17 protein-coding genes are annotated in these 14,315 nt (G+C 46.2%); 9 read left to right on the top strand and 8 right to left on the bottom strand.

All coding sequences use genetic code 11. The annotated features are described in order from the left end of the window. Positions 1-91 precede the first annotated feature (91 nt). Complete coding sequence (locus NDI35_RS06440; RefSeq protein WP_242720579.1) at positions 92-346, top strand: type II toxin-antitoxin system Phd/YefM family antitoxin; 255 nt, start codon at positions 92-94, stop codon at positions 344-346. Next, on the top strand, positions 339-605 hold the full coding sequence (locus tag NDI35_RS06435) for a Txe/YoeB family addiction module toxin (protein ID WP_445311990.1): 267 nt from the start codon (positions 339-341) through the stop codon (positions 603-605). The genes NDI35_RS06440 and NDI35_RS06435 overlap by 8 nt, the downstream gene beginning before the upstream one ends. Before the next feature lie 381 nt (positions 606-986). On the opposite strand, the gene NDI35_RS06430 is transcribed toward NDI35_RS06435, so the two are convergent. Further along, the gene (locus NDI35_RS06430) at positions 987-1,133 is read right to left on the bottom strand and encodes a hypothetical protein (RefSeq protein ID WP_445311989.1); all 147 of its coding nucleotides are present in this window, start codon (positions 1,131-1,133) and stop codon (positions 987-989) included. 25 nt (positions 1,134-1,158) lie between these two features. Continuing rightward, a complete protein-coding gene (locus NDI35_RS06425) occupies positions 1,159-1,878 on the bottom strand; it encodes a hypothetical protein (RefSeq protein WP_445311988.1) in 720 nt (239 codons plus the stop codon). A 567-nt stretch (positions 1,879-2,445) separates the two neighbouring features. Between NDI35_RS06425 and NDI35_RS06420 the strand changes: the two genes are divergently transcribed. Together NDI35_RS06420 and NDI35_RS06415 are read left to right on the top strand one after the other, a co-directional pair. After that, a complete protein-coding gene (locus NDI35_RS06420; RefSeq protein ID WP_333076579.1) occupies positions 2,446-2,919 on the top strand; it encodes a Coq4 family protein in 474 nt (157 codons plus the stop codon). Positions 2,920-2,948: 29 nt separating this feature from the next. Next, positions 2,949-3,173: a response regulator transcription factor gene (locus NDI35_RS06415; RefSeq protein WP_333036912.1), complete on the top strand. Its 225-nt coding sequence runs from the start codon at positions 2,949-2,951 to the stop codon at positions 3,171-3,173. Between the two features lie 149 nt (positions 3,174-3,322). Here the strand turns inward: NDI35_RS06415 and NDI35_RS06410 are convergent, their stop codons facing one another. From NDI35_RS06410 to NDI35_RS06400, 3 genes are all read right to left on the bottom strand, one after another. Next, entirely contained in the window at positions 3,323-4,219 is an 897-nt protein-coding gene (locus tag NDI35_RS06410) for an alpha/beta fold hydrolase (protein WP_445311987.1), read from the bottom strand. A gap of 217 nt (positions 4,220-4,436) precedes the next feature. Then, positions 4,437-5,885 carry a D-alanyl-D-alanine carboxypeptidase/D-alanyl-D-alanine endopeptidase gene (gene dacB / locus NDI35_RS06405; RefSeq protein ID WP_445311986.1) on the bottom strand — a complete coding sequence of 483 codons (1,449 nt, stop codon included), beginning with the start codon at positions 5,883-5,885 and terminating at the stop codon, positions 4,437-4,439. 75 nt (positions 5,886-5,960) lie between these two features. Continuing rightward, positions 5,961-6,287, bottom strand: a complete 327-nt coding sequence (locus NDI35_RS06400) for a (2Fe-2S) ferredoxin domain-containing protein (RefSeq protein WP_445311985.1) — start codon at positions 6,285-6,287, stop codon at positions 5,961-5,963. Between the two features lie 245 nt (positions 6,288-6,532). Here NDI35_RS06400 and NDI35_RS06395 point away from each other — a divergent pair, with 245 nt between their 5' ends. The 4 genes from NDI35_RS06395 (at position 6,533) to NDI35_RS06380 (ending at position 9,871) form a co-directional block, all read left to right on the top strand. Continuing rightward, entirely contained in the window at positions 6,533-6,994 is a 462-nt protein-coding gene (locus NDI35_RS06395; protein WP_445311984.1) for a CBS domain-containing protein, read from the top strand. A gap of 120 nt (positions 6,995-7,114) precedes the next feature. After that, positions 7,115-7,789 carry a phycobilisome degradation protein NblB gene (nblB, locus tag NDI35_RS06390; protein ID WP_445311983.1) on the top strand — a complete coding sequence of 225 codons (675 nt, stop codon included), beginning with the start codon at positions 7,115-7,117 and terminating at the stop codon, positions 7,787-7,789. 504 nt (positions 7,790-8,293) lie between these two features. Then, positions 8,294-9,586 (top strand): CAP domain-containing protein, encoded by a 1,293-nt coding sequence (locus tag NDI35_RS06385; protein WP_445311982.1) that lies wholly within the window; start codon positions 8,294-8,296, stop codon positions 9,584-9,586. A gap of 108 nt (positions 9,587-9,694) precedes the next feature. Further along, positions 9,695-9,871 (top strand): hypothetical protein, encoded by a 177-nt coding sequence (locus tag NDI35_RS06380; protein ID WP_445311981.1) that lies wholly within the window; start codon positions 9,695-9,697, stop codon positions 9,869-9,871. Positions 9,872-9,881: 10 nt separating this feature from the next. Here NDI35_RS06380 and NDI35_RS06375 read toward each other — a convergent pair whose 3' ends face one another. Then, positions 9,882-11,603, bottom strand: coding sequence for a putative bifunctional diguanylate cyclase/phosphodiesterase (locus tag NDI35_RS06375; RefSeq protein ID WP_445311980.1), 1,722 nt, complete (start codon positions 11,601-11,603; stop codon positions 9,882-9,884). 363 nt (positions 11,604-11,966) lie between these two features. On the opposite strand from NDI35_RS06375, the gene NDI35_RS06370 reads away from it, so the two are divergent. Continuing rightward, the gene (locus NDI35_RS06370; RefSeq protein WP_445311979.1) at positions 11,967-12,497 is read left to right on the top strand and encodes an isopentenyl transferase family protein; all 531 of its coding nucleotides are present in this window, start codon (positions 11,967-11,969) and stop codon (positions 12,495-12,497) included. Between the two features lie 96 nt (positions 12,498-12,593). Here the strand turns inward: NDI35_RS06370 and murQ are convergent, their stop codons facing one another. Together murQ and NDI35_RS06360 are read right to left on the bottom strand one after the other, a co-directional pair. After that, positions 12,594-13,508 carry an N-acetylmuramic acid 6-phosphate etherase gene (gene murQ, locus NDI35_RS06365; protein ID WP_445311978.1) on the bottom strand — a complete coding sequence of 305 codons (915 nt, stop codon included), beginning with the start codon at positions 13,506-13,508 and terminating at the stop codon, positions 12,594-12,596. Positions 13,509-13,907: 399 nt separating this feature from the next. Beyond that, on the bottom strand, positions 13,908-14,282 hold the full coding sequence (locus tag NDI35_RS06360) for a DUF3110 domain-containing protein (RefSeq protein ID WP_006633173.1): 375 nt from the start codon (positions 14,280-14,282) through the stop codon (positions 13,908-13,910). Between the last annotated feature and the right edge of the window lie 33 nt (positions 14,283-14,315).

Here is a 14,315-nt window from a genome sequence, read left to right as displayed (position 1 = left end):
GTAAATTGACCGGACATGATATGAGTTTGGGATTGCCGAATATATTGCGGATTGCTATACTTGTACAGTAAGTAGTACAAGTGTCAACTACATGAATATTGTTTCTTTTAGCGAAGCGAGAAATAACCTCAAGGCTGTTTTAGACAGAGTAGTGGAAGATACGGACTATACCATCATCACTAGACGGGATGCGGAGGATGCTGTGGTGATGTCGCTAGAGTTCTTTAATAGTTTGCTGGAAACAGTTCATTTACTCAAATCTCCCGCCAATGCTGCCCATTTGGAGCGTTCTATTGCTCAGTTTAAGCAGGGGAAAGTGGTAGAGCGAAATTTGTTGGATGACTAGAAAGTTAGCATGGACGGATGAGGCTTGGGGCGATTATTTATATTGGCAAGGGCAAGACAAGAAAACGTTAAAACGAATTAACAAGCTAATTGAGGCAACAATCCGATTGCCGTTTGAGGGGAGCGGAAAGCCCGAACCACTGAGGGAGAATCTGGCTGGTTTTTGGTCGCGGCGAATTGATGATACGAATCGATTAGTTTATGCTGTGGATGACGAGTATCTAACGATTATCTCTTGTCGATACCACTATTCGGATTGACATCCTCCTTAGCCTGCTTAGCTATGGTGCGGCGTTTTTGTTTAACAGGAAAGTCGGCGATTCTTTGAGCAGTTTAATTTTAATTTAATGACGATAGCGAGTTTCTATTTAACCGGCGAGCGTAACTTTTGTCACGCTATGTAACTTTTGCAGAATAAACAGGGATGAGAGGGTACTCCTTGGCATGGCAATTGTTATGCAGTTATCGATTGTTTAGTAGTGAAGCCACAAAATAACGCGGACTTTTTATTTAAATTGCATATTCGAGGCGGGCGGGACGCCCACCCCACAACAGTTTTATTGTTTTTTGACAGACAATTTAAATCCCACAACAGCTTATCGCAACAGAATTGTTTTCAAAATACTCCTTCTAAACTGGATTCATGTCTTTTGGTCAGCCGCGTGGCTCTGACAGCGGAACTGGGAGCCTCTCATATTTGTAAAAATACTTCTTCTGGCTCCTTCCTTCTGCCTTCTGCCTTCTGCCTCTGGCATCAAAACTCCAATTTTGGGCTTGGCTGCTTTCATTGAGATGCTCCCTACTTACGATCACTTATTCAGGCATAGAAACTGGCTGAATGTATTGAGAATTAGCGCGCACATAACAGCCTTGTCTTGTGAGCAACCAGGGTTGACCGTTCGCCATCGTAATAGCATTTGCTCCCCTGAGTTCAGCAGCAACTGTATCTTTCTCCGCGCGGTAAACTTGTTGAATTGCTCCGTTTGCGGTCTTGCGACAGTTGAGTTGTCCATCTCGCGAGGTGACTCGCCAAGCAGGCCAAGTTACAAAACCATTTGTTGGACTCGACCAAGTATTAGCATTGCTAGAAGTATAGTCGCCACTTGCATTAGGACGCGGTAAAGCTTCGACTAAATTTACTTTAAATGTCTGGCCAATAGAAGGACAATTTTCTCCTGCTTTCACCTTCCAAGTAACTTCGGCTCCCAATTGGCTGCTTCTTCCAACTTGACGCCTGACAATGGCAATATCTCCAGAACAAACAATTTTTCGGCCAGGGCCGGTCGCACTGTCTTTGAAAGTCCCATTGTAATAGTAAGAGCCTGCTGCTCCTTCGGAACGGGTAATTTGAATATTGCCCAAAAATTCCCGATTGCCTACTTTGGTCAAGTAAAAACCGCTGCGATTGTTTCCTTTTTCTGACAAGTTTAAAGTAGTTTTACCGTTAGGATTAACATAAGTGGTAGCGCTAGCAGCAGCGCACCAAATTAATGACACAACTCCTGTGGATAACAAAATGGAAAGTTTTTTCACAGCAACACCTTGTATGATATGAATCTCTACTTTATTTATAGCTGTTGGTGAAAATACTTGACCAGTCGCTCAAATGAGTGACACTCATTTGAGCGACAGCGCACTCGTCTGACCCTGCGTGCGGACTATCCCCGGCATCAACTCTGCATAACTTCACCTTGCTTCAGCTCTCTTCCACTCTCTTCACTTGTATGCACTTGCATCACGATGCCTACAAGCTTCCACTTCTGACTCATTGCAAGTTCCAATAATTAGCAGCAGAATAAATTTATATACGTAAGTAAGGGGGTTCCGATCACCGCTAAATACTGTGGATTTTACTGGTACTTCCCGGTGAGTCAAGTTGGGATTCCAAACACTAGGGCGATTTTTACAGGTAGCAGATTTCAAATCTAAGAATGCTTGTAAAGAAATGTAAAAGCTCCTGACAGCCGATTGCTTTGACAGAAAATACGATTTCTAAGTTCAGCCAGTAAAAAAATCGTATTGATTCAGCGCAAAAATGAACTTGACCAACATAAATTAATTTGCTCGAAACTTAAATCATTGTTGAAGGGAGAATAAATTATGGCTGACGGTCAATTAGGAGTTATATTAAAGATGGCTCAAACAATTAATCCTCAAATTGAGAGCGATCGACATTTTGAAATAGACTTGGCAAAATTGCGCCAACTGCCAGCAGGAACATTAGGGTGCGAAGTGGCGCGATTTCTAGACGAACAAGGCTTTGAGCCGATCGCATCGGGAGACTGGATTCAGCGAAACCACGACGTTTGGCACGTGCTGACCGGTCTTTCAGCTTCAACAGAAGATGAATTGGTACTTCAAGCGTTTACTCGCGCTCAAGTATTTCGTCCTTCTTGTGCGATTTTAGTGTTAGTTGGACTGATCGGCGGCAAATGCGCGATCGGACAAATTATCAAAGGCTTAAAACACGGAAAATTAGCCACTCGGTTAATTAATTGGGACGTTGCATCTGATTGGGAAACTCCTTTATCTGAAGTTCGAGAAAAACTCGGAATTCTACCCTTAATTGATTAGATTTTAACTCGTTACCTCACTGCAAAAGTATGCAAAGCAAAAGTTACAAACCGGAAATTAGCCTGAGTCCACGGGAAAGAGCGATCGCGCAATTAGTAGCCCAAGGCCTGCCAAACAAATGTATTGCCAAAAATTTAAATATCAGTCACTGGACGGTTGCTACTTACGTGAGGCGGATTTTTATCAAACTCGGTGTTTGTTCCAGAACTGCGATGATTGCACTGCTGATCCAAGAAAATTTGCTCTGGGACTGATCAATAAGTAGGGTGCGTCAGCTAGCTTGAATTCTCTGGTAATCCAGAAACTCTAGGCACAACACACCCTAAAAAAAACCTATCCCTAGACAGATGAAAACCCGGTTTAGCTGTACAACCGGGTTTTCATTTGCAATGTTTAAAACCTTCTATGCCAAAGCCACAGAACGAGAAGAATTTCTCAGAAAACTCAGCAATTCTCGATTCACCGTTTGCGGCGCTTCCTGCTGAATCCAGTGACCACAGTGAGGAACTAATTTCAACTTAAACGGAGCCGTAATTAATCTATCTAAACCTTCTACCAGTTTGTGGCTCAAAAACGCATCTTCTTCTCCCCAAAGCACCAAAGTAGGCACTGTCACAGGTTCTAATTTCTGCCCCAAATTCCAAAGCCTCTGCGGGTGAAACATCTGACGGTAATAATTGATAGCGGCGGCTAATACTCCCGGCTTTTCTAAAGCAGTCTGATAAATCTTAGTTTCCTCAGCGCTAAAAGAGCCTTTGCGAACAGCTTGTCCTTGGAAAACATTGTGAACAAAATCTTTCAAGTTTTGCCGGATCAACAATTCCGGAATGCCGGGAACCTGAAATGCCAAAACGTACCAACTGCGGCGGATTTGATCTAAATTGCTCGCCATTTCCTGCATGAACCGCTGCGGGTGCGGAGCGTTTAAAATTGCCAAGCGGTTGAGTTGTTCAGGGAATTTTTGAGCTAAGTGCCACGCAATCGCCCCTCCCCAATCATGACCTACAACGTGAGCTTTTGTATAACCGAGGCTCGCAATCAAACCGCGAATATCGGCGCTCAGCGTATCTAAATCATAGCCGCTTTCCGGCTTGTCGGAATCGTTGTAGCCCCGCAAATCCGGCACCACAACCTTGAAATGACGCGCTAAAGCAGGAATTTGATGACGCCAAGAGTACCAAAACTCTGGAAACCCATGCAGGAGGAGAACAAGCTCGCCTTCTCCTTGAGAAACGCAGTGCAGGCGGATGTTATTGGTTTCGACAAAGATGTGTTGCTGTTCGGAATCGAAAGAATTCATAGTTGGAAAGTTAGACTTATTTTCGGGAAGTACAGAACCCGCCGACTGGTAGCAGGCTAAAACGTCCCAATGGTGTTAATTTTTCTACTTTTATTGTAGCTGCTTTTCGATCCCCGCCGCTCCAATCTAATGAAACTTAAAACTTGTAGGGTTTTGGGGTGTCCGGTGTTTTAGGTGTAACTACTGAGGTTAACTTTCTCACCTTAAATCTGTTGTTTTAACAGCGACGCAGGCGATTCAATAATAGCACAATTTCGTCCGTTGCCGATCGCATTTTTGCAGTCGATAGGTCAGATTGATTGACGATAATGCTAAACACCAGCGGCTCGTAATTCGGAACTTCGATATATCCCGACAGCGCCGAAACTCCACTCATAGTTCCTGTTTTTGCTTGCAAATTTACGCGGTTTGGTGTATTATTGAAGCGATTTTTCAAAGTGCCGCTCTCCCCAGCGATCGGCAGTGACTGGCGGTAAAGAGATGCAGCAGGTGAATTGGCCATAAATCTCAAAGTTTCCACTAAGGCTTCTGGAGTAATTAAATTGTGCCGAGACAAGCCGGAACCGTCGGCTAATATGTAGCTGTTTGGATTTACTCCTAATTGAGTTAAAACTGCCTTTAGCTCTTTCAAACCGCTTTCACCTGTATCCTCTTGTGGCACAGGCATCTTGTCTGTAAATTTTCCCAGCAATCTCAATAAAACTTCTGCATAAAGATTGTTACTTTCGCGATTAGTTTCTCTCACCAATTCCGCCAGCGGCGGCGATTCAACGGTTGCTAATTCTTCATTTAAATTGCGAGAAGCCGATGCAACTAAAGCCTGTTTAACAGGAATTCCCTCAGCCACCAGGGCTTCTTGAAAATACTGCAAAAAATTATTAGCGGGGTTGACAACTGCGACATAAGCTGATTCAGGTTCGCCACCAACTTTCAACTGTCCGCTCACTCGAATTATAGGTCGATCGAACTCCCGGCCAACTTCAATAAACTCAGATTCGTTTTGAGCGACGGTAACAGTATTGTTCTGAAGTTGCCACTGATTTGCCAGCTTTGGTTCGGCAAAAGTAACTTTCAGAGGTTGCCCGATTGCCTGCGGGGACAAGAGAAGGTCGATCGCGTTTTGATTGAAAATTAAACTGTTAATCGGCGCTCCGTAACCCGCTTGCGCGTCTTCCCATTCCCAATTCGGATTGACTGCACTGCCTTGAAAATAGCTGTCATCGCCAATCAACTGGTTAACTTGACTGATTCCCCGCTGCTTCAACTGCTGCGCCAAAGATTTCAACTGAGCCTCAGCAATGCTCGGATCTCCCCGGCCGGCAACGTACAAACTCCCATTTTCGCCGCTGTAAACCGATGTCTTAATCCGAAAATCTGCACCGAGTTTCTGCAAAGCAGCGGCTGTAGTTAGCAGCTTGGCATTTGATGCTGGAATAAAATATTTTTGGGCGTCGCGGCTGTAGAGAGTAGTAGTAGAAGATAGAGGTTGAATCAAAATGCCCCAGCGCGATCGACTAAATTCCGGACGATTGGCGATCGCATCTACTTGCGCTCCCAATTCCCCAGGACAAATATCCCCAGAAACCGCAGACGTTTGAGCAGCAACCGCCGACGGACGCCCCAGAATTAGGACTAACAAACTAAGCGCAATTCCTTGGAGTTTCAAAGTACCAGTTCCTTAACAATAACTATTAAAATTAGATGCGCCAGAGCTTGGAAGTTTCACCGAATCAAGTCAATCTTAATAATAATAACGCGCATGAATTCTCGGATTAAACAGCGCCTCTACAGGTTTTCCCTCTTTGAGGTGCTCTTCCACAATTAAGGGTACATCACTAGGTTTAACTCGACAATACCAAATTTCGTCCGGGGTAACTCGTACAGTCGGGCCAGTGGTGCACTGTCCCTGACAGCTAGTAGCCTCAACTGTTACCCCTGCAACTTGTTGAGCTTCAAAAGCAGCTAGCACTGCTGCTGAACCATGTTTTAGGCAAGATTGATATTGGCAAACCAATATACAGCGCGCTTCTGGTTGGGAGTCTGGTTCTTGGGCTGGAGATTCGGGCATTGGTAAGGATTTATCCGCTCTTTAACATATTTTAACAATCTTGTCAGGCATATCGCTCGCCGGAGGGAGGCAAACGGCAGAATTTTATAGTGCGATCGAAAAAAAGAGCAAAATTCTGGCATTCAAACTTTTTCCTTTCTTCTACCTTCTCACGAATCCCTTCAGCAGAGCTGCTTTTCTTCAGTCTCTGTCACGCTTTCCCTATATGATCTGATTTAGAGCAACAACTCAATCAACCGCTAATCATGCCAAAAACAGTAGCCGATGTAATGAGCCGCGAGCCGATTTTGGCGCGACCCGAAATGCCCTTGAACGAAGCGATTAAAATTTTAGCCGATCGACGCATTAGCGGTCTTCCCGTCGTAGATGAGAATGACTTGTTGGTAGGAGTCATCTCCGAAACCGACTTGATGTGGCGGGAAACCGGCGTAACTCCGCCCGCTTATATCATGGTGCTCGACAGCGTGATTTACCTAGAAAATCCAGGTCGTTATGAGCGAGAACTCCACAAGGCTTTAGGGCAAACAGTAGGAGAAGCGATGAGTAAAGAGCCAGTTACCATCGATCCCGACAAATCTCTCCCAGAAGCTGCAAAACTGATGCACGATCGCAGCATCCACCGATTGCCAGTAGTCGATGCTGGGGGCAAAGTAATCGGCATCCTCACTAGGGGAGATATTATTCGAGCGATGGCGGCCGAGTCTTAATTAGCTTTTGCAGTTCCAGGACTGTATCAGAAAACGAGCCGATCGCTCTTTCAATCTCGCTCACTTTTGGCAATTACCAATTACCAAATCTAAAATCTAAAATCTAAAATCTAAAATCCGATGAGCATTACCCCTGAGTCTGTCGAACAATTGCTGAATTCCGAGGATTTTGGCGAAAGGCTGCGAGCAGTCAACCAACTGCGGCAACTCGAACCCGCGATCGCCTATAAACTAATTCAAATTGCGATCGGCGACCAAAACGTCCGGGTTCGCTACGCAGCAGTCAGCCAAATATCAACCCTCGGCACGCAGAATCTGCCGAACGCTTTAGAGGTACTGCGAAACAGCTTGAACAACGACCCCGAACCCGACGTGCAAGCAGCAGCAGCCGATGCTTTGGGCGCATTGAAATTAACCGATGCTTTAGAAGATTTGCAGCAAGTTTATAGCAGTACCTCTGAATGGTTGGTGCAACTGAGCATCATTGCTGCTTTGGGAGAAATGGGAGATCCGAAAGCTTTTCCAATGTTAGAAAATGCCCTGACTTCTGAAAACGAATTGATCCAAACCATTGCCATCAGCGCATTAGGTGAATTGGGAGATAAACGCGCGCTGCCGCTGCTGCTTCCCTACGCTTCCAATGCAGATTGGCAGATCCGTTACAGAGTCGCCCAAGCTTTGCGGCGGTTGGGCGGTGCAGAAGCAGAGACAGCTTTGGCAATTCTCGCCAAAGATGAGGTTGAGCAAGTTGCTCAGGAGGCTAAAGCCGGACAAGAGAATAGTTTGAAATCTTGAGATTGCTTTGGCGATCGCGAACAACCCTGCGCGGTTGTGAATTTTGAATTAATTTAGAATTTTTTGTGCGGGTTCTAGTAACAACTCTGTTCGCGATCGCACACAGAATTCAGAAACCCGGTTTCTTCCTATATTTGTCGTTCCTCTCTGCAAAAATCGTAGAAACCGGGTTTCTAGCCAGCCAGCGGGCTGGGTGCGCCGCGCAAACCATACTAATCAGGAAAAATCTAAAATCTAAAATCTAAAATTGTATTGATGCCAGGGCCGATCGCAAATTCCTTTGAAACTATCCTTAAATTCGAGCGTACTCTTCCCTTTCCCAATCATAGCCGGGCTCTTGACATCCACACTTTGACAACAGCTATAATCAAAATAGATACAGCAGCGGCAGGGATTAACACAATTATTGAATTGTGTCCAGCCACCTAGCGATCGGGGAAACTATCGTTAAGACGGTAAGCCATCTACCAGCAAAACCAAGTCTTAAAACTGTTTATCATCCCCATGCTTGAACAACTACCCAATTCCGGTTCTCAGTCCTTGGACATTTTAACACAAGAGCGAGCGGCATCTCAAACTGCACAAAGCCCAACCAATCAAAACTTTATTAATAGAGTTTTAGAACTTACTAACATCGAACGCAGCAAATTGAGTTTGTCGCCGCTAATTTTAAATACTCAGTTACTAAATGCGGCGGCAAATCACAGCCAAAACATGGCATTGCAAGACTTCTTTGACCATACCGGAAAAGATGGTTCGTCAATCGGAAGTCGGATTACCGCAACGGGTTATAAATTTTCTGGTGCAGCGGAAAATATTGGTGTAGGATATTCTACACCTGAACAAGTCATAGAAGGGTGGATGAACAGTAGCGGCCACCGGGCTAATATTCTTAGCCCCAATCTCAAAGAAATTGGGATCGGTTACTATTTCTTAGCCAACGATACTGGCACTGAAAATTGGAATCACTATTGGACGCAAGTTTTTGCGACTTCTCTTGACGGTAGTGTCAATCCCGCACCAGCTCCCACGCCAACTCCCACACCGACACCAACTCCTACTCCCAACACATTGGTATCGATTACTTCGCCAATACCCAATGCTACAGGGGACGGCAGCCCGACACAAGCACCCAAAAATACAGCCAGTGGTGGCAATTATTTCCTATCCGATAGTGCCGATACTCAAATACCAACAAATGCTGCGGGATTGCCAATTTTTGCCCTTTCCGGCAAAGACAATATCACGGGGGGAGAAGGTGGTGATAGCATTAATGGAATGCAAGGTGCGGATACAATTAATGGCGCAGGAGGCAATGACAGCTTATCCGGCGGCAAAGAATCCGATTTAATTGATGGCGGTGTGGGCAATGATTTTATCAGCGGCAACAACGATAACGATCGACTAATCGGAGGAGACGGTAACGATACTATTCGCGGCGGCAAAGAAGATGATGTCTTGATTGGCGGTAACGGCGACGATGTGTTGGCGGGCGATCGCGGTCAAGATATTCTGACGGGCGGCGCTGGCAATGATACGTTTATCTTAGCAGGAGGTTTGTCTGCTTCGGCTACTTTAATAAGTGCAGATGTGATTACCGATTTTGCGATCGGGGATAATATTGGTTTGACTGACGGTATGGGATTTGCCAACTTGACTTTTGAAGCTGTGAGTTTGCAGTTGGATGGAGGTGCAAGCGTTGCTTCTACGGCGATTAAGTCGGGCAGTAATTATTTGGGAATCGTGCAGGGTGTCAGTCAAAGTCAGCTTGCATCTTCTGTTTTTGTCAACGCCTAAAAAACAGCATACCCAGATTCCCGACTTCTTGGATAAGTCAGGAATCTAAAAACGAGAGCGCTTTACGTTTAACTTGGAGAGCATAATCGGGGTGGCTGTTTTGAGAGATTGGTTGTTATACAGTCCTGGACGGAAAAACACTGCGGTACGATCGCCGTCAACTCAACCGCAGGCATGGGTACTGAGTTTACGATCGCATTACCAGTGAAAGCCAACTTAATCCGGTCAAGTCATAGCTTTTTGCAAGCTTCCGTCATACCCTTCGGGTTGACGCCGAGTTCTTGACTGGTTCAGCTTAAAAGTGGCTGGCAAGAGGGATAGATGCTGCATCAGATTCAAGCGAGTCCTTTAGGAGTTTGGTGATTGTATCAGCGTTAGCAGGGCGACTGAAGTAAAACCCTTGACCTTCATCGCAGCCTCGCGCTTGCAGGTAGTCACGCTGCTCCTTGGTTTCAATGCCTTCTGCGGTGATCGTTAATCGCAGACTTTTTGCCAGAGCAATGATCGCATCAGTAATGGTGGCGCTGTCCGGGTTAGACAGTACATCTTGGACAAACGATCGATCGATCTTGAGCATATTAACCGGAAACCGTTGGAGGTAGTTGAGGGAAGAATAACCTGTGCCAAAGTCGTCTAGGGCGAGGGACACGCCAAGTTCTCGCAGTTGCGTTAAGGTTTTGACCGATCGCTCAATGTCAGTCATCAAAGCAGTTTCAGTCACTTCCAGTTCTAAATACGCAGCTTCAAGTTCGGTCTCTGTCAAAATTTGGCGAACCATCTCAACCAGATTCGCCTGCTCAAATTGTCGAGCCGACAGATTCACCGAAATCCGCAGGGCTGGCAGCCCAGCCAGTTGCCAGCGACGGGTTTGAGCGCAAGCCGTTCGCAAGATCCATTCACCAATGGGCACGATCTCGCCATTGGCTTCGGCGATCGGAATAAATTTTGCCGGAGAGACCAAACCCTCTGTAGAATGCTGCCAGCGAACCAGCGCCTCCGTTGCTGTCACCTGTCCGCTGTCGAGGTCGATCAGCGGTTGATAGTAAACCAGTAGTTCGTTACGCTCCAGCGCTCCGCGCAGGCTATTTTCTAGGACCAGTCGCTCCTGTAACTGAACGTTCATTTCGGGTGAATAAAACTGATAGTGACTCCGCCCTTGCTGCTTTGCCTGATGAAGTGCGAAGTGAGCTTGCTGAAGAAGTTGCTCTGGAGAATTGGTATTTTCTAAATGGTTCAATGTAATGCCAAGACTGGCGGTGAGGTGGATCTGGTTGCTCTCTACAGAGAAAGGTTTTGCCAGCGTACTCAGGAGCAGTTGGGATAGCTTGACCACACTCTCCAGCGACGGGAGTTCGCTGCGAGCGATCGCAAACTCACCGTCGCCCAAACGCGCCAAGACATCTGACCGATCCATGCACTGTACCACCCGCTGGGAAACGGCTCTAATTAGTAAGTCGGATATCCCAGGCTCCAACGCATGGCGCATCCCTGTGAAATCATCGATACCCAATACCAGCACTGCGACCAGGGGTGAGTGATTTTGAGATTGGGTTTGATTCAGGCGATCGCAGAATAAGTCACCATTGGGCAATCCAGTCAGTTTATCGTAGTGGGTAATGTAATCAATCAATTCATCTAGTTGGTAAAGCGTTTGTGAGGAATTTGCCATCAGTGTACCGACTTCATCAGCAAACTCTGTGGGTAAGTTCGGCAATGTTCTTGTATCGAGGTAGTTTTGTAGAGCCTCCGAGGTTAAGATTACCGGAATCAGGAGGTAGCGTAGCGTAGAAAGCGTTGCTGCCGTACCCGCTAATGTCGCCAGCAGAGCAATCAGGAGAACCCGGACTGATGTCTCTACAGAGTAAGCGTTTGAGGTAAGAAACCAGACCAGTAAGGTTAGCAAAGGAACGTGCGTGCCTAAAAATGCAACCAGCATAATTTTGGCAGTGTAGCTTTTCTTCAGCCAGGGGAGATGCGCCAAGGATGAGTATAGGTTAAGGTTAGGCTTTGGTTGCATAGGACTCGGTTTGAGCATTTAAAGTGGGTATAGCATCCAGCAGTCTCGTACTAGGTGCGTTGGCTTCAGAAACGGCTTTTTTAACTAAGGAGCGATCGCCTTAGATTTGACAGATATTTTAAAAATCGATCGACAGACAATACCGGGCCGCGATCGCTTGTCTGATAAAATATCCCAGCGATCGCCCAACAACAAATATATATACTGACCCTAATCGCCTTTCTCAATAACGTCAATGATCCACGCCAAAATTACCAAAATTGACTTTTTTGAAAGCTACAAATTCGATCTACCTTCAGCTTTTAGTCCGCTAGAGATAACTAATGACTAATGACTCATAACTAAATTACTAAAAGGGGAACTATGAAAAAAGTAGCCGTGTTTGGCAATACTGGAGGCGGTAAATCAACTCTCAGCAAGAGATTATCGGAAATCACTGGTTTGCCACTTTACGCCTTGGATAAGATTCAATATCAATCTGGGGGCGCTGAGGTTCCAAATGAAGAATATAAGCGTACCCATGAAAAAATTTTGGCTACTGACCGATGGATTATAGACGGTTTTGGTTGTATGGAAACCGTCTGGCTCCGACTCAACGAGGCAGATACTCTGGTTTTTGTCGATCTGCCACTATACGTGCATTTCTGGTGGGTGACTAAACGACTAATCACAGGTAGCTTTATACCGCCAGAAGGCTGGCCTGACAAGAGTCCGATATTGAAGAGTTCAATTAATAGTTACCGCGTTCTTTGGTTGTGTCACAAGTATTTGACTCCCAGATATCGCGAGTATGTCGATCGCGTTCAAAATACCAAAAGTGTTTATCACATCAGATCCACTGAAGAGATTTCACAATTTTTTGAATCGATATTGCAAATGACTAATGACAGATAACTAATGACAAATAGACCTCTCCAGATATTAAGTTCTTGCCCAGACCGTGCCAGGGTTTGAGATTTTTTGTGGAGAGGTCTAATGACTGCTGACTGACTAATGACTAATTGATGCTACAGCCGATCGCAAATTTCCTTGAAATTCTCCTAAAATGCGATCGCACTCTTCCTTCTCCAAATTAGTCCAGTGCATCATCAAAGCTAATTTAACCGACTTGCCACTTTTTTCGAGCAAAAAACCCGCCTCATCCCGGTTCAAATCAGTCAAATCCTGCAACATCCGCACAGCCCGATCGCGCAATTTCTTATTAGTAACCGCCACATCGACCATCCGATTGCCGTAAACCTTCCCCAGCTTCACCATTACCCCAGTCGAAATGATATTTAAAGCCATTTTTGTTACTGTACCGGCTTTCAAGCGCGTCGAACCCGCCACTACCTCCGGGCCAACCAACAACCGAATATCAACATCAGCCTCAAAATTCACTTGTTCGACGGGTACGCAGGCCATAAAGACAGTTTTCGCCCCCCGCTGGCGTGCCGCCTGCAAAGCGCCCGCGACAAACGGCGTCGTACCTCCAGCCGTAATGCCGACAACCACATCTAAGTTGGTAATGTGACGGTGGGCGATCGCCTCAGCCCCATCCTCAGCCCGATCCTCCAAATCCTCCGAACTCCGCACCAAAGCCCCCGCACCCCCGGCAATTATGCCCTGTACGAGTTCTGGCGGCGTGCAGAAGGTGGGGGGACACTCGGCCGCATCCAGCACCCCCAAACGCCCGGAAGTACCCGCACCGACGTAAAACAGGCGACCTCCTTGACGCAGAGACTCGGCTGCAATGTCGATCGCTTGGGCTAACTGTTCGCGGGCGCGGGCGATCGCGCTTAAGGTTTGGGCGTCTTCCCGGTTGAACAAGTCAACTAATTCGATCGAACTGAGTTGGTCTAAATTCTCGCTGTTGGCATTCACCTGTTCCGTCAGCAGATGCCCCCGTTCTTCCAAATTCTTCATTTTTTGTCAGTTGTTAATTGTCAGTTGTCGGCCTTAAAGCCAAGTCAGGAGACATACAGAGTCACAGGTTCAGCCTGCAAGCCTGTATCTACAAATGAAGCCCTTGATTGAGAACGCTCGAAGAGATCAAATTTATCTCTCTTCCCTCTTGCTTCTTCAAAAATAGATCCTCAATATCCATCCGTTCAATCCCGTACACTACTCGTTACAGAACTTCCTTTTACCGAAGAAGAATTCAGAATTCAGAATTCAGAATCTAGAATGGATTCTGTGCGACATGATGGAGAATAGAGGTTTAAAGCGCCCGATTTTAATCGTGGAGCCGAAAAAATTCTTTCCGTGACCGTTACCCCGGACTTGGGGCCTGGGGTATTCTGAATTCTGTCTTCTGACTTCTTCTCATAAAAGTCCTTCGAGTCGGCGACGAATAGAATCCAGTTCGTTTTGGGAAACGTCAGAATCCGGCTCCGACTCCGGCTCAAGCTCCGGCTGCCACTGAGTCTGTGTTACATTGTCTTCTGGCGGGATCGCCAGCGCCCCCGCAGGCACAAGTTCCCAATCATAATCAACACTGTCGCAGAACTCCTTAATTTCCTCATCGTCGATCGCCTCGACAGCGGGTTCGGGAAAATCCTGAGCTTCCAACATCACGCCAAAGCGGGTGGCGTCGTCTTCTGACTCAAACATCAGAACTTTATTGCGATCGCCGAGTTGAATGGTATGAATTCCCTCATTCTCGGTGCGGGCATTGAAGAGTAAGACGAACACTCGCATAAGTTTTAAAGACCTTCTTAACCACCGTTTTTT

The organism is Microcoleus vaginatus FACHB-2002, from assembly GCF_040004035.1.
Classification (GTDB): Bacteria; Cyanobacteriota; Cyanobacteriia; order Cyanobacteriales; family Microcoleaceae; genus Microcoleus; species Microcoleus vaginatus_C.
The sequence above is the reverse complement of the archived record's forward strand: the minus strand, read 5'-3'. Positions and strand labels throughout refer to the sequence as shown.

Excerpts from the sequence above, each read along its gene's own strand:
- NDI35_RS06370 (WP_445311979.1), top strand. The coding sequence starts at position 11,967 with ATGAAAAAAGTAGCCGTGTTTGGCAATACTGGAGGCGGTAAATCAACT.
- NDI35_RS06385 (WP_445311982.1), top strand. The coding sequence starts at position 8,294 with ATGCTTGAACAACTACCCAATTCCGGTTCTCAGTCCTTGGACATTTTA.
- NDI35_RS06420 (WP_333076579.1), top strand. The coding sequence starts at position 2,446 with ATGGCTGACGGTCAATTAGGAGTTATATTAAAGATGGCTCAAACAATT.
- NDI35_RS06435 (WP_445311990.1), top strand. The coding sequence starts at position 339 with ATGACTAGAAAGTTAGCATGGACGGATGAGGCTTGGGGCGATTATTTA.
- NDI35_RS06360 (WP_006633173.1), bottom strand. The coding sequence starts at position 14,282 with ATGCGAGTGTTCGTCTTACTCTTCAATGCCCGCACCGAGAATGAGGGA.
- NDI35_RS06410 (WP_445311987.1), bottom strand. The coding sequence starts at position 4,219 with ATGAATTCTTTCGATTCCGAACAGCAACACATCTTTGTCGAAACCAAT.
- murQ (WP_445311978.1), bottom strand. The coding sequence starts at position 13,508 with ATGAAGAATTTGGAAGAACGGGGGCATCTGCTGACGGAACAGGTGAAT.
- NDI35_RS06400 (WP_445311985.1), bottom strand. The coding sequence starts at position 6,287 with ATGCCCGAATCTCCAGCCCAAGAACCAGACTCCCAACCAGAAGCGCGC.
- NDI35_RS06415 (WP_333036912.1), top strand. The coding sequence starts at position 2,949 with ATGCAAAGCAAAAGTTACAAACCGGAAATTAGCCTGAGTCCACGGGAA.
- NDI35_RS06430 (WP_445311989.1), bottom strand. The coding sequence starts at position 1,133 with ATGAAAGCAGCCAAGCCCAAAATTGGAGTTTTGATGCCAGAGGCAGAA.
- NDI35_RS06395 (WP_445311984.1), top strand. The coding sequence starts at position 6,533 with ATGCCAAAAACAGTAGCCGATGTAATGAGCCGCGAGCCGATTTTGGCG.
- NDI35_RS06440 (WP_242720579.1), top strand. The coding sequence starts at position 92 with ATGAATATTGTTTCTTTTAGCGAAGCGAGAAATAACCTCAAGGCTGTT.
- NDI35_RS06375 (WP_445311980.1), bottom strand. The coding sequence starts at position 11,603 with ATGCAACCAAAGCCTAACCTTAACCTATACTCATCCTTGGCGCATCTC.
- nblB (WP_445311983.1), top strand. The coding sequence starts at position 7,115 with ATGAGCATTACCCCTGAGTCTGTCGAACAATTGCTGAATTCCGAGGAT.